The 14,430-nt window shown below is 60.0% G+C and carries 10 protein-coding genes; 7 read left to right on the plus strand and 3 right to left on the minus strand.

Annotated features, from left to right (window positions below; translation table 11 throughout):
• Nucleotides 1–37: 37 nt before the first annotated feature.
• Nucleotides 38–4,684: an AAA domain-containing protein gene (locus tag U0029_RS10040; RefSeq protein ID WP_114852601.1), complete on the minus strand. Its 4,647-nt coding sequence runs from the start codon at nucleotides 4,682–4,684 to the stop codon at nucleotides 38–40.
• 885 nt (nucleotides 4,685–5,569) lie between these two features.
• Here U0029_RS10040 and ptsJ point away from each other — a divergent pair.
• Nucleotides 5,570–6,886, plus strand: a complete 1,317-nt coding sequence (ptsJ, locus tag U0029_RS10045) for a MocR-like B6 salvage transcription factor PtsJ (RefSeq protein WP_012417274.1) — start codon at nucleotides 5,570–5,572, stop codon at nucleotides 6,884–6,886.
• 10 nt (nucleotides 6,887–6,896) lie between these two features.
• Here ptsJ and pdxK read toward each other — a convergent pair whose 3' ends face one another.
• Together pdxK and U0029_RS10055 are read right to left on the minus strand one after the other, a co-directional pair.
• Complete coding sequence (gene pdxK / locus U0029_RS10050; RefSeq protein WP_012417273.1) at nucleotides 6,897–7,787, minus strand: pyridoxine/pyridoxal/pyridoxamine kinase; 891 nt, start codon at nucleotides 7,785–7,787, stop codon at nucleotides 6,897–6,899.
• Nucleotides 7,788–7,815: 28 nt separating this feature from the next.
• Nucleotides 7,816–8,643 carry a YggS family pyridoxal phosphate-dependent enzyme gene (locus U0029_RS10055; RefSeq protein ID WP_012417272.1) on the minus strand — a complete coding sequence of 276 codons (828 nt, stop codon included), beginning with the start codon at nucleotides 8,641–8,643 and terminating at the stop codon, nucleotides 7,816–7,818.
• A gap of 393 nt (nucleotides 8,644–9,036) precedes the next feature.
• Between U0029_RS10055 and U0029_RS10060 the strand changes: the two genes are divergently transcribed.
• The 6 genes from U0029_RS10060 (at nucleotide 9,037) to U0029_RS10085 (ending at nucleotide 14,414) form a co-directional block, all read left to right on the plus strand.
• Complete coding sequence (locus U0029_RS10060) at nucleotides 9,037–9,984, plus strand: MerR family transcriptional regulator (protein WP_162790381.1); 948 nt, start codon at nucleotides 9,037–9,039, stop codon at nucleotides 9,982–9,984.
• 38 nt (nucleotides 9,985–10,022) lie between these two features.
• Entirely contained in the window at nucleotides 10,023–10,754 is a 732-nt protein-coding gene (gene folE / locus U0029_RS10065; RefSeq protein ID WP_012417270.1) for a GTP cyclohydrolase I, read from the plus strand.
• Nucleotides 10,755–11,030: 276 nt separating this feature from the next.
• A complete protein-coding gene (locus tag U0029_RS10070) occupies nucleotides 11,031–11,555 on the plus strand; it encodes a GNAT family N-acetyltransferase (RefSeq protein ID WP_012417269.1) in 525 nt (174 codons plus the stop codon).
• 90 nt (nucleotides 11,556–11,645) lie between these two features.
• Nucleotides 11,646–12,017 (plus strand): autotransporter outer membrane beta-barrel domain-containing protein, encoded by a 372-nt coding sequence (locus U0029_RS10075; protein ID WP_114852603.1) that lies wholly within the window; start codon nucleotides 11,646–11,648, stop codon nucleotides 12,015–12,017.
• Between the two features lie 361 nt (nucleotides 12,018–12,378).
• Nucleotides 12,379–13,362 (plus strand): DUF1852 domain-containing protein, encoded by a 984-nt coding sequence (locus U0029_RS10080; RefSeq protein WP_114852604.1) that lies wholly within the window; start codon nucleotides 12,379–12,381, stop codon nucleotides 13,360–13,362.
• 23 nt (nucleotides 13,363–13,385) lie between these two features.
• Nucleotides 13,386–14,414 (plus strand): methionine synthase, encoded by a 1,029-nt coding sequence (locus U0029_RS10085; RefSeq protein WP_114852605.1) that lies wholly within the window; start codon nucleotides 13,386–13,388, stop codon nucleotides 14,412–14,414.
• The last annotated feature ends 16 nt before the right edge of the window (nucleotides 14,415–14,430 follow it).

The raw sequence follows: 14,430 nt of genomic DNA on the forward strand, positions 1-14,430 counted from the left end.
AACGCAGGGGGAGCCGTACCAGCGGATAGCGGACAGCTCAAGCCGACAGTAAAGCCAAGGCCTCATCAAACTCGGCATCACCGTCTGTGCCAGGCTCAACGCCTTGTTCCGCCATCCCCTGAACCACACGGTGATCCGTATGGATGCTGCGCACGACGCCATCGCCACAACTGGGGTGAATCTCCAAACGGGCCAGGGTGTCGAGCAGGTCCGCAACGACCTCATCGCGATGCCTCACGAACGTCGAGGCGAACGAGCGCCAGAACGTCCAGCCCGCCCGCTCGAGAATGCGTTGACGGCGCATATCGCTCTCCCATTGCTCGGGGCCGTGGTAGCGGTCACCGTCACACTCGATAGCCAGACGGCTGTCGTTGTCCCCCTCAACCACCATATCGATGCGATAAGCCCCCACTGGCACCTGAGGAATGACGCGATAGCCCTTTTCAGTGAGCAAGTCGTAAACCTCGCGTTCAAAGCCCGATTCGCATTTTTCACGATGGGAGGCCAGGTCCTGCTCGTTTTGCAGAAATGGCGCCTGGAAGTGCTGAATCAGCCGCGCCCGCAGCACATCCGATGGCCGCAAATCGTCCAGCTCCACACTGCGCACCAGGTACATCCGGTCGCGGGCCCGCGAGGCCGCCACATTGAAGCGCTGCTCTGCGCCCACCTGCGTCTGAGGATGAGCATCATCGGGCGAGACAATCATCGACAGGAACATGATGTCGCGTTCTTTGCCCTGGAAGTTTCGCGCATCTCCGCAGGTAATCTGATACTGAGTGACCACCTCTTCGCCCAGCTCCTCCGTCAGGCGCTGCATGATATGCAGGGCCTGTTTGTTACCGATGAGCGAGACAACGCCGATAGTGCGTCCGGCCAATTGCGGGTTGGCGACGATGGCCTTGATCTCGGCCACGATGAAATTGGCTTCGGCCACATTCAGCTCGCCCCGCTTGACGCCGTCCTCGACATAGACATCGATCAAAGGCGGGTCCAAGCGCTCAGACCGCGTGGGCATGCGCAAAGGGCGCAACTCGTGGCCATAGAACTCGCGTTTGGAGTACTCGATGATAGGCGCTACGCTGCGAAAATGCTCGCGCAACATGACCGCGCTGCTGGAAAACACCACTTTAAAGAGGTCATAGATCGAGCGATCCGGTGTCATTTGCGGAGCGAAAATTCTCACCTGATTGCTCAGGAAACGCTCAAGCAGCGCCTTGATTTTGCTCTCTTCCAGCCCGACGCCTTCCGGCGACACCTGCTTGTCGTCGCCCACCACCAAAATCTTCTTGGCCCGCATGATAGCGGGCAGCGCGCTCAGGTCAGACTGGGAGGCCTCATCAATAATCACCAGGTCAAAATCACCGAAAATCGCCGGCAAGGATTCCGACACACGGTAATGCGGCATGATCCAGCAAGGAATGGCCTTATTGGCCCCTGCGGCCGCGTTACGCGCATCCTGCCGGAAACGCCCGGCGCGCACCCCAGTGCCGGTTTTGCCGATCTTCTTGATTGCGTTGCGGTAGGCCTCTAGGGCCGAACGCACATCGGGCGTCGCGCTCTCTGTCAGCTTGAGCCAGGTACGGGCGCTGACCGCCTGCTGGTAGCGGGCGGACAGGTCTTTTTCCAGCTCGCCACGCAAGAGGCTCAGACGCTTGAGTTCGGCACGGCCATCCGTCTTTTCAATGAAATTCGCCAGACGGCGCACACGCCATACGGCAGCCCAGTCATCCGGCAGCAGCGCATCATGCGTCGGTGCTGCGGGTTCGGTACGCAGCCTGGCGGCCCACTGTGGCGCGCCGCATTGCTCGATCTTGGCCGTAGCCTCGGCAATCATCGTCAGGTCTTGCGCCAAAGCATGCGCTCGATGCAACTGCGCCATCAGATCGCTCCAGCGCTGCTGCATCACAGCATCCGTCAGCGTGGCCGAGCCGAACTCCGTATTCACAAAATCACGCAATCTCCCGGACACCTCGCCAGTGCAAGCATCCAGCGCCTGGATCAGAGCTTCCTTGATCTTTGCGGCATCGGAGAGACGGTGCTTGAGCAAATGCTGCCGCAGAATGCCGCTGGCCTCTGTGATCATGTCCGAAGCCAAAGGCTGCTGGCCCGCCTTATCCCAGGTGGGGATGAGCGTCTGCAAGGCATCAATCAGGCTGCGCTCCAAGGCGCGGCTTTCTTGCAGCTTATCAATCAGCGCGAGCGCTCGCTCCATCCCGCCCAACTGATTGCAGCTTGGCAATGGGATTTCCTGGGCCAGGGTATTCCAGCGACTCAGCAGTTTTCTGACCGCTGTAAGGTGTGCCAGATGGGCCCTCACCAACACCCAGTCCTGTTCGCTGCCGGGTTTGCTGCCAAGCACCGTCACAGCATCGAGCTGGCGCTTTTCTTCCGATTTGCCGAACATACCCGCCAGACCAAACGCTTTGCGGCCCGCCGCCAGGTTCTCAACGGCCTTGCACAGCTCGACATTGACCTCCATCCCATCCGGGCAGGCAACCGGCCGGATCAAAAACTGTTTGTGCGCGCTGATAGCGGCCAGCACGTCGGTGCGAAGGCTTATGAACAGATCCAACATGTCGCTGCGCGGGTGTTTACGCAGGTAAGTCTGAAGATCCTTGGCCCAGGGTGTGCACTCGTCCTCGATATCGCGCAACCGCTGGTGCAAAGCACCCAGTTGCCCGAGCGTCGTCTCCGCCAAAGCGATGTTGTAGCCGGCACTCAGCGCGGGCACCTCCCCTGCCGCTTCCTTGGCCTTTAATTCGGCGTACAAACGCAGATCCTGATTGGCCTGATACAAGCGCGCCGGCGCCGGAAACGCGGCCTCATCGGCCAACTGCGCCCCCAGGTATCCAATATCGCTCCCTAAGCGCAAACGGGCGGAACGCAGCGCCGCCACCAGATCGTTGCCAAACACCGGCGCGCAAGCAGGCTCGATGGTGAGCGCATCCGGAAACCAATCTGCCTGCGCGCCGAATCTGGCCACTTCCTCTGCCACCTCGAGCGGACTGAGCAACTGCCCGTCCAGATCGAGCTTTTCCAGATTGATACGGGCCCATTTGGCAATATCACGGTCGATACGTGACAGGCGCTCATGCGTCGCATCGATTTCCCGGTCATAGGTTTCGATGTCTTGCCTGTACTGATGCCGGTCAATGCGAGTGACCTCGGCAGCGATTTTGCTGATCGCAGAATCAAACTGGCGCATGCCATCGGCCTCGCTGGCGAGCAGGCTGATCGCCAGCGGCCGGATCGCCTCGGGCAGCTTCTCCTGAAGCACGGCCAGCGCCGGGTCCTTCATAGAGGTCACCAACACCCGCTTGCCGCAAGCCAGGTAATGGCAAATGACGTTGGCAATGGTGTGCGTCTTGCCCGTACCCGGCGGGCCCTGAACGACAACGCCATCATGCACGTCGAGCATTTGCACGATCTGCACCTGCTCATCGTTATAGGCCTTGGGAAAATAAAGTTCAGCAGGCTGGCGGCGGCCGGCCTCCCCGCCGCTTCCCGACACAGCGGCCAGGCCGCGATAGGCGGGCAATTCGACATCCTCTAGCTCGCTCGAAGGTTCGACGAACAGCGCTCGCAACGCTCCCGGCAGCGCTTGGGGCGCCGACGCATTCTCCAAGACTCTGGCAAAGCGGCTCAAATCCTGAACCATCAGGTTAGCGGCGCGCGGCCGGGCGACGAGCGCCCAGGTGTCGGTGACCGCCAGAGTCGGGCCGGCTTTCGGCAGCTTTCTGTCAGTGGGCGCTTCGGGCAAGTCGGGCTGATAGGCACCCGTCGCATCCAACATCGATGTTGCAGAACGCAGCAAACCGTCAAAGGTTTCCGGACTGCCCGGATGGATAAAGACCCCTTCGGTCAGATAGGCCTTGGCCACCTCTTCCAACGCCGCGACGCCAGGGTTGTCCAGAGCGGCGAACAGCTCCAACTCCAGGCGCGGGTCCGAAGCGCAAGGGCGGACCTCCAGCGCCATCGTACGATCGTCCAGGCTCAGCTCAACCGCCTTGGTGATCAGCGGATAGGTAATCGTGGCGCTATCCTGCTTCTGCACCGCCATGCCTATGCCCCACACCAGCTCCAGCGAGGCATCGAGCAGATTCCCCTGCAGGGTCTGCGACAGCATGAACATATCTTTGTAAAGCGCGATGCTCTTGCGGACTTCCTTTTCCTGCCTGGCCCAGGCTCGCCACTCATCCGCGAGGTACTGCTTGAGCATGGCCGCCAGACTCGGCTCACCCTGGGCCTGCAGCCAATCCTCATACTCCGCCAGCGTGATCGGCGCCTTGGGCGCCGCCTTGGCGATCGCTGTGGATTCCACCGCCAGCACAAGCGCCGCAGGCGGCTCGCGCAGCCCCTGCTCGATCAAGTATTGCTCATCCAGCCCGGCCTTCAACACCGGCTCCGTGAGGGGGTTGCGCGCCAACTCGACCCAGGCCGCCAGATGCGGATTGGCCGGCATGGGCGGCATGCTCTCATGCAAACGCTCGACCCTGAGCCAGGGCTCGTCGTCATCGTCGGTCGAGGCCATATTGAAAGAGACCCCGGGCAGCCCCAGGATCTGATCCTCGAGCCTCGCAAACGCTTTGTGCTGCGCTATGTTCTGGGCCGGAGTCTTTTTGATCAAGACTGTTTGCTTGGCGTATTCAATCATCGCCAGCAGGCGTTCAACTTCAAACTTCATTCTTATTCAATCCTTACCGGGCCAGCACCAGATAGGCGATGAGTGCAACGATGGCCCAAGCAACAAGCCATGGACCGGCGGGCCGTGCAGGCGTTCGCCTGCTTTCAACTGGGTTCTCAGCACACCATACCGGTACACCGCTGCATAGCCTGTCCGGAAAGAGAGCCAAGAAAGATAGGGAGTCACGCCATCAAGCGTGGAGACAAAACTAACCGCGTCGCCATGCGCGCATTCAACACTCAGCCGCTCGGACTTGTGCTCAGCGCACTCATGGGATCGGGGACACGATGCGCGCCTGGCAAGCGCGGCAGCGCTCTTACCCGTGCGCGCGGCGATTTGCCGTTCTGCCTTTAGAAGCGCCCTTGGGATGCTCGCGGTGAACCTGCGCTCTGTCCAGCGTTTCCCGGAGAGACAAATCATCCCGCCCCTTCTTGAAGACACCTTCCAGCGCCAAGATGTCCAGCCTGAAGTGAAGGCGCTTTACCATTTTTGATTAGCCAACAATGTTTATGATTATATTGTTAAAACCTATCCTTTTTCCTCAAAACCGGCCTGAATAGTCGAGGCCTGATCGGCGCCAGCGGCCAGGAGCGGCAGATACCGCCACCCGAACCCGCTATTCATACTCGGCGAGCCAAACGATCGCGGCCGCATCAGCGCTTCTGGGCTTCATACGATCTGCATGCCTGAAATACAGACAAGCGAAAGCAGCGGCGGCTTGGGGGTTTTCGCGGTTTTCGAATCGCATCAGCGGATGGGCAAGTGCTGCGCAAAACGTCTACGCCGCAGAGCTGGCCGATAAAAAAAGCCGCTATGGCAGAATCACGGCTGACGGTCCCGCCCTGCCGCGGGCCTGCCAAGCGTTACCCACAAGCCCGGGCCGATATGACATTTCATGGCAAGACCGTAGCGGAGATCTTCGATTGTGTGCGCACTCTGGCGCATAGCGGTCGATTACCAGCAGGCGCCTCTCTGCCCCCTGTACGCGAACTGGCCGCCACACTCGGCGTCAATCGCAACACCGTGGCGGCAGCCTATCGGCGCCTGGTCCTGGCCGGGCTCGCCCAGACCCAGGGGCGTCTGGGCACGCTGATTCGTGATGCCCGCAGCGCTGGCGAACAAGAGGGCGCGCAGGCCGATTCCCCCCTCATCGATCTGGCCAGCGGCAACCCCAATCCCTGCTGGCTGCCCGACCCGCGTGCCGCCCTGCCCGCTTACCGGCCGCGCCTCTATGGGGAGGCCACACTCAACCCCGGACTGCGTGACTATCTTCAAACCTGGTTTAGCCCCGACTGTCCGCCCGACTTCGAGATAGACCTCGCTCACGGCGCCGTCGACGCCATAGAGCGCCTGCTCGGCGCCTACCTGGTGGCTGGCGACAAAGTCGCCGTTGAAAACCCCTGTTTTCTGAGCAGCATCAACACCTTGCGTACGCTCGGACTTCAAGCGCTAAGCGTGCCGGTCGATCGTCAAGGCATGGCCACGAGTGCGCTGCAAACTGCGCTGGCCAAAGGCGCCCGGGCGGTCATCCTCACGCCGCGCGCCCACAACCCCACCGCTTGCAGCATGAGTGAGTCACGCGCCCGTGAAGTGTCGCGGCTGCTCGCTCGCCATCCCGATGTACTGCTCATCATCGACGACCACTTCGCACTACTCTCACGATCCCCCTATTACTCGGCGCTGCCACGCCGGGCCGGCCGCTGGGCCCTGGTACGCTCTTTCAGCAAGGCGCTCGGCCCGGACCTTCGCATGGCGGCCATCGCCAGCGATCCGTCCACCTCGGCGCAATTACGGCTGCGCCTGGCCAGCGGGACCAACTGGGTCAGCCATCTGCTACAAGACATGGCAGAAACCGCCCTCACACATCCCGAAAGCATCCGCCAATTGAGCGCGGCGCGCGCCGACTATCAGCAACGGCGGCAAACGCTTGAAGCCGCCTTGCGCAATCAAGGCATTAGCTTTCTCGCCCATGGTGATGGCCTTAACCTGTGGGTCCCCTTGCCGGCACAAGACCTGGACGTCGCCCAGGACCTGGCCCGCCAGGGTTGGCTGCTGCGCCACGGGCAGGCGTTCTCTGTGCAAGCGCCGGTACAGGGTTTGCGCATCACGCTGTCTACGCTGCTGCCTGCGCAATGCGAACAACTGGCCAGAGATTTACATCGCAGCCTTGCCGCACGCGGCCTGCTCAATGAGGCCTCGTGAACACGGCGCGTCAATTCTCCAACGGAATCCACTGCACAGCCTGGGCTTGGGCCGGATCGCGGCTCGGCATGAGCAGTTCTGCGCTATCGGCCAGACGGGTACAAGCCAGGGCCTGCACCAGATAACGGCTGCTTGCTTCGACGGCCCGCTCCAGACTGGCGCCAGCCAACAGGTGCGCCGTCAATTCAGCGCAAAACAGATCACCGGTGCCCTTGGGCGCCGTATCCACCCGCTGATGCCGTAAGAGATGCGCCTGGCTGGCGGTGACGGCCAAAAGCTGCACCTGACCTGGCGGACAGTCCTGCTGCGCGGCACTGGTCACCACGACCCAGCGCAAACCCTGAGCCAACAAGCGGCGAGCCGCCGCCACGGCCTGATCCACGCGGCCCACCTCGCAACCGGTCAACAAGCCAAGCTCGAAACTGTTCGGAGTCAGGCCATGGGCCTGGGGTACCAGGCACTCGCGGCTGGCTTCGGCCAGCCCTTCGGTCACATACAAACCATGATCATCGTCACCCATGACGGGATCAACAATGACCAGCACTTGAGGATGCACTTCACGTATCCGTGCAATCCAACGCCCCAAAACCCGAGCCTGCTCGGCGCTGCCCAGATAACCGACCAGAATCGCCCGCAGCGCCTGTAGGGCCCCGCGGGCCTGCAAATCCTGCAAATAACCCTCGAACCAGGACAGGGGCAAGGCGCCGCCATGCAGCGTCGGATAGTGCGGGGTATTGCTCAGCAGCACCGTGGGCACGATACCCGGATGCAAACCATGCGCGCGCAGGGCCGGAGCAGCCACGTTATTGCCGACGTGGCCATAAACCACCTGCGATTGCACCGACACCACATCAAACAACAACGGCCGCCCGCTGGCGACATATCCCTGTCCGGAACTCATGACCCTGTCCTGTGTATGCCCTGGCAGCTCAAGCTTGCCCGTCATCCGCCTGCGGCGGCGTGACCGGCCAATAATAATCGTCAGGCGTGGCCCGGGCGCCGAAAATGGCCTGCCCCACCCGCACGACGGTAGCGCCTTCCTCGATGGCGATCTCAAAGTCTCCCGACATACCCATGGACAACTCATCGAGGCTGACGGCGCCAGGCGCCTGCTGACGCAGCCGCTCGCGCAAAGCGCGCAACTGCATAAAACATTGCCGCACCCGCTCCCCCTCGGCGGAAAACAGCGCCAAGGTCATCAAGCCGCGCACGCGCAGCGCGCTGAAGGCGCTCAATTGCCGCAGAAACCCCGCCACCTCGGCCGGCGCCAAACCATATTTGCTCGGCTCGCCGGAAGTATTGACCTGCACAAACACATCGAGCGCGCGGCCCTCGGCTTGCAAACGACGCTCCAGCGCCTCGGCCAGCCGCAAGCTGTCCAAGGCCTGGAACTCCGCAGCGAAACGCGCGACCAGCTTGGCTTTATTGGTTTGCAAGTGGCCGATCACCGACCAGCCCAGATCAGGCAGATCTTGCATGCCCTCCCACTTGCCATAGGCTTCCTGCACTTTGTTCTCGCCAAACATGCGGCAGCCGGCAGCGTAAGCCAGACGCAAACTGGCTTCAGGCTTGGTTTTGCTGACCGGCAGCAAACGCACCTCGGATGGCTTACGCCCAACGCGGGCGCAGGCGGCATCGATGCGCGCCTGCACCGCCGCGAGATTGTGACGGAAGTCGTCCACCGACGCGGCCTGAGGCCAGCGGTTATGCAAATCGTGCAGAGGTTGTGTCATGAAGGGCGAATACGCTGAACTCATGGGAAGACCTTGCTGCGGTAAAGCACTGGGAACGCCTAAAGCGCCAGCATCCGCATTTGTCCTAGGTCAAAATATAGCATAGCCCTCATGCCAGACCCGGGGCAAACGCCCTGGCGGCCCAGCATGCTCGCGTCCGCGTAGCAATCCCCCTCGCCAAACTCGGCAAGACGGCCTCGCAGGGAAGCAGCATGGCCACTGCGCTCCCTGCGGTAGAAAGCCGCGTACCGCCCAGGTGCCTCACGCTGTCGCCAGCCCTTTTTTGAGTTTATATTTCAACTCATCTGAGTTTTCCTCCTTTTTATGAGTCATTTTTATTAACTCACACAAATATTTGAGTTAATATTGCGCCGACAATCGCTTTTTCGACATGGCCCGCTCAGCATGGAGGACGTTGTGAATTCAGTTCGACGCTATCGCAGCGGCGAGGCGGCAAAACTCGCCGATATGCCGGCGGCCACCCTGCGCATCTGGGAGCAACGCTACGGCGTGGTGTCCCCGCCCACTAGCGCATCCGGCCAGCGTCAGTACTCCGAGGCCGATGTCCAAAGACTGAGGCTCATCAAGTCACTGGTAGACCGGGGGCACACCATCAGCGCCATCGCGCATCTGGGTCTCGATCAGCTTAAGCAATTGCTCAATAGCGCCGAAGCCGCGCCTCGACACAAGCCACGAGGCCTGAACCTATACCTCATAGGATTCGACCTCAACGCGCTCCCCGAGCTGCCAGACGGTCTTAGCTGCTTCCCATTGACTACGCTTGAAGACAGCTTTCCTGCGCCGAATGACCGAGACGCCAGCAACTGCCTCATCGTCCGCGTTGAGGCCCTGCACGAGGACACGGTATTCGCAATCGCCGCTGCCGCGCGGCGCGCCGATTGCGCCCGAGTGCTGGTCGTCTATGCCTTTGGCAGCCGACAGGCAAGCAAGCTGGCACGGATTGAGAAGCTCGACCTGAAACGGGCGCCCCAAGCCCTGCTACAGGCGCAAGACATCATTTCCGAGTATCTGGGCCTCATCCATCCAAGCCCGGCCCCCACCCGCGATCCGATCCGGTTACGGTCACCACGCCGGTTCGACAACGAGACGCTGGTAAGCTTGGCTTCCCATTCCACCTCACTGGCCTGCGAATGCCCCCGGCATCTGGCCGAGCTGCTGCTACAAATTTCAGCGTTCGAGCGTTACAGCGATGGCTGTCAGGCTCGCTCACCGGCTGATGCGCGACTGCACAACTATCTTGGCGATGCGGCGAATCAAGCCGCGGCGCTTTTTGAAGATGCACTGGCCGCCGTGGTTGAGCACGAGGGTTGGTCCCTTTCTGACATCAAGCAAGGCCGCGGCTAAAACGGCACATGTCGGCGACATTTTTTTAGGAGTAGCTCATGGGCGCCCTTATCGATTCACAACCCGGCATCACGGCAGAAACCCGGGAAGGCACGCCACTGTCACAGGTCATCAGACAGCGCTTGCGCAAGGCCGGCGTGTCTTTTCGTGCCAACGACAATATCGCCGCCCATCTGCGCGAAGGCGAGGCCGACGGTTTGCAACAGGAAGTCGCGCTTCATATCGAGAACGCCCTGCGGGCCCTGGTCATTGACGTCGACAATGACCACAACACGCATGAAACCGCGAAGCGCGTGGCGAAAATGTTTGTCAAAGAAGTGTTTTCGGGACGTTATGAGCCACCTCCGCCGATTACAGAGTTCCCGAATGTCGGGCATCTGAACGAGCTAACACTGATCGGTCCGCTCCGGGTAAGAAGCGCCTGCTCGCATCATCTCTGCCCCATCATGGGGCATGCCTGGATTGGCATTCTGCCGAATGCCAATTCGAATCTGCCCGGCCTGTCCAAATATGCCCGGCTGCTCAACTGGGTCATGGCCCGGCCGCAAATCCAGGAAGAGGCGGTCAAGCAAATTGCCGACCTGCTCGAAGAAAAAATCGGCCCGGATGGCATTGCCGTCGTCATGGAAGCCGATCATTACTGCATGCACTGGCGAGGCACCAAAGATGATGGCGCTCGCATGGTGAGCAGCGTGATGCGCGGCCGCTTCCTCGAAGACCCGGCTTTGCGCCGCGAGTTTCTTTCCCTGATGCCTAAGCGCCCTGGCTGAGCGCCTGCGCTTGCACGACTCGCCCGTCTTGCCCTGAGGAGGCAGGACGGGCGCAATAGCACCCGCAGGCTCAAGCTCGGCAGCCCGGCGCCGTCTTCCAGCGCTTATTCTGTCTCGCCTGCACCAGGGTGCAGGCGAGGAGTGCGGGCTGTCGCCACACTCCCGCCTGTCAGTCAAGGACGGGCCGCAGCAGTGGCTGAGCCGCCCCCTTCGCACCCTGAGCGCTTGCTTACGCTGCGCCCTGGCTCGCAAGCCCATCGACTACGCCACCGCCCTATGACCGTGTCTGGAATCGTCCGCCTTGCTCTTGCGCATGAGGCGCCGCTGCTACCCGCCATCGAGATATCGGCGGCCCAGGCATTCCGCGCGATCGATACACTGAGTTGGCTGGCGGACTCTCCTCCCATGTCGATTGAGCAGCACAGGCGGCGCATCGCGTGCTCGACCTGCTGGCTGGCGCTTGATGCCGCTCATCGGCCGGTGGGTTTTCTCAGCGCCGAGCGCCACAAAAATGACCTGCATATCCATGAACTATCCGTCATGCAGGCCATGCAGGGGCAGGGCATGGGGCGGCGGCTTATCGAGGCTGCGCAGCACTATGCCCGGGCACACCGACTGCGCTGCGTCACGCTCACGACATTCATAGACCTGCCATGGAACGCTCCGTTTTACGCCCGCCTGGGATTCCAGATCGAGACCGACGACGGGCTTGACCCGAGACTAGCTGCGATTCTGAGCGAAGAATCCAAGCATGGCTTTACGCCCGGCAGCCGATGCGCCATGACATGGAAAGTGAACTGAGCGCGCCTTGGGCAGACAGCTAGCCAGACCGGCCCGTCATCTTGGCAACACATCAATAAGCGAAATAGAAACGGCGCTGAAGCTATCCTGATGCGCCCGCTGCTTGGCGGCGCGCACCACCTCAGCGGCGGTGCCCTGCGCTTTAACGCCAGCCTCGACCGGGATTCGGCCTCCGGCCTCGTCATATCCAGGCCGCCGCCTCCTGCATTGACCTTCACTGCCACGGTTCGGCTGGCTATTGGCAATGAGTTTATGGGAAATACGCAAACCCGCTTTCATGCCAGAGACCGATACATCCCGTTCCGAACCGATCTGGGCGGCGCCTGGGGTGAAACCAAGGTCGGTCTCACCGGCAATATCACTAAAAACCTGTCCATTTATACCCACGCAGGCTATCAACGCACCTTCAATGGCAAGAGCCAGCAGTGGGACGGCAAGATCGGGCTACGCATCAGCTGGTAAGCACGCTGCTAGACACCCGCGGCGGCTGCTAAGAGGCCGTCGCCCATGCCCCTAGGACAGAGGTAGCGGGTTTGACCCGGCAGCCCGCCCCAAGCCTGGACAGGGTTTCGAACCTGGAATACCCCCTATGAAACCGGCCAATTCCGCAGCGTCGGGTTCCAGGGGCAAAGCCTGCCACGCGCACCAGTATGAGCATCGTTAATACTTAAATGAAATCAATTCATTTTTTTAATTTATTGATTCATCATAGAATACGAACCGCCACCACTTTACGATAAGAATTTGAATTAATAATTAAAAATCCAAAAACCACAAAAAACAATCCAAAGATTTATATTCATAATCAGGACGCCAGGTCGAAATGAATAAAGATATTGAATTTTCCATTAAAAGCATTCGTTTCGACGAAGACTATCGTCCCTCTGACAACACGCGCATCACCACCAACTTCGCCAACCTTGCCCGGGGCAGCAGCCGCCAGGAGAACCTGCGCAACACCTTGAGGATGATAGATAATCGCTTCAACGCCTTGGCGCACTGGGACAACCCTAAAGGGGATCGTTATGCTGTCGAGCTTGAGATCATTTCCGTTGCAATGAATGTCGCTGCCGCCAATAGCGGCAGCGGACTCCCCCTGATTGAAATACTCAAAACCAGCATCATCGATCGGCAGAAAAATGCGCGTATCGAAGGGATTGTAGGAAATAACTTTTCATCCTACGTCCGCGACTATGATTTCAGTGTGCTGCTGCTCGAGCACAATAAAAACAAGCCCGATTTCAGCATCCCGGAAAATTTCGGCGATCTGCACGGCCAGCTTTTCAAGTGCTTTGTGCACTCCAGCACTTATAAAGAGCATTTCGGCAAGCCGCCTGTCATCTGCCTGAGCGTTTCCAACACCAAGACCTATCACCGGACAGCCAATCAGCACCCGGTATTGGGCTATGAGTATCAACAAAACGAATACTCGCTGACTGATGCGTATTTCAAGAAGATGGGGCTGAAGGTGCGCTACTTCATGCCTCATGGCAGCGTCGCCCCTCTGGCTTTCTATTTTTCCGGCGACCTGCTCAGCGATTACACCAATCTTGAACTGATCAGCACCATCAGCACGATGGAAACCTTCCAGAAAATCTACCGCCCTGAAATTTACAACGCGAATTCCGCAGCAGGAATCGCCTATCAGCCGAGCCTGAAACACCAGGACTACTCGCTGACTCGAATTATCTATGACCGGGAGGAGCGCAGCCGGCTGGCCGTTGAGCAGGGAAAGTTTGTCGAAGAGCACTTCATCAAACCCCACCAAGTCATGCTTGAACAATGGTCCGCCAACTACGCTCTGTGATCAGCCAGGAAAGCTTAGCTATTATGAAAAAATTGCTCCCCACATCGACCGCCGGCAGCCTGCCCAAACCCTCCTGGCTCGCGCAGCCGGAGACGCTTTGGTCACCCTGGAAGCTGGAAGGCGACGGACTCGCAGAAGGCAAACACGATGCCCTGCGCCTCTCATTGCAAGAGCAGCAGCACGCGGGCATCGACATCGTCAGCGACGGCGAGCAAACCCGGCAACACTTTGTCACGACCTTCATCGAACACCTCAGCGGCGTTGATTTCGCCAAGCGCGAGACCGTCAGAATCCGCAACCGTTACGACGCCAGCGTACCGACCGTCGTAGGCGCCGTGTCCCGTGAACAGCCGGTCTTCGTGGAAGACGCCAGGTTTCTGCGTCAACAAACCACGCAAGCCATCAAATGGGCCTTGCCTGGACCCATGACGATGATCGACACGCTCTATGACAGCCACTACAAGAGCCGTGAAAAACTCGCCTGGGAATTCGCCAAGATCCTCAACCAGGAAGCCAAAGAACTGGAAGCCGCAGGCGTTGACATCATTCAATTCGACGAGCCCGCATTCAATGTTTTCTTTGATGAGGTCAATGATTGGGGCGTTGCCACCCTGGAGCGGGCAATCGAAGGACTCAAGTGCGAAACTGCCGTGCACATCTGCTACGGCTACGGCATCAAGGCCAACACCGATTGGAAGAAAACGCTGGGTTCGGAATGGCGTCAATACGAAGAGGCCTTTCCCAAGCTGCAACAATCCAAGATCGATATCGTCTCGCTGGAATGCCAGAACTCCCGCGTGCCTATGGATCTGATCGAGCTGATTCGGGGCAAAAAAGTCATGGTCGGCGCGATTGACGTGGCGACCCACACCGTGGAAACCCCTGAAGAAGTCGCCGACACCCTGCGCAAGGCCCTGCAATTTGTCGACGCCGACAAGCTTTACCCCAGCACCAACTGCGGCATGGCCCCCCTGCCCCGCAACGTCGCAAGAGGCAAGCTGAGCGCCTTGAGCGCGGGCGCTGAGATCGTCCGGAAAGAGATCGCCGCCTGACGCGGCGCCATGGGCC

The sequence above is a fragment of the Bordetella avium genome, from assembly GCF_034424645.1.
GTDB classification, from domain to species: Bacteria; Pseudomonadota; Gammaproteobacteria; order Burkholderiales; family Burkholderiaceae_B; genus Bordetella; species Bordetella avium.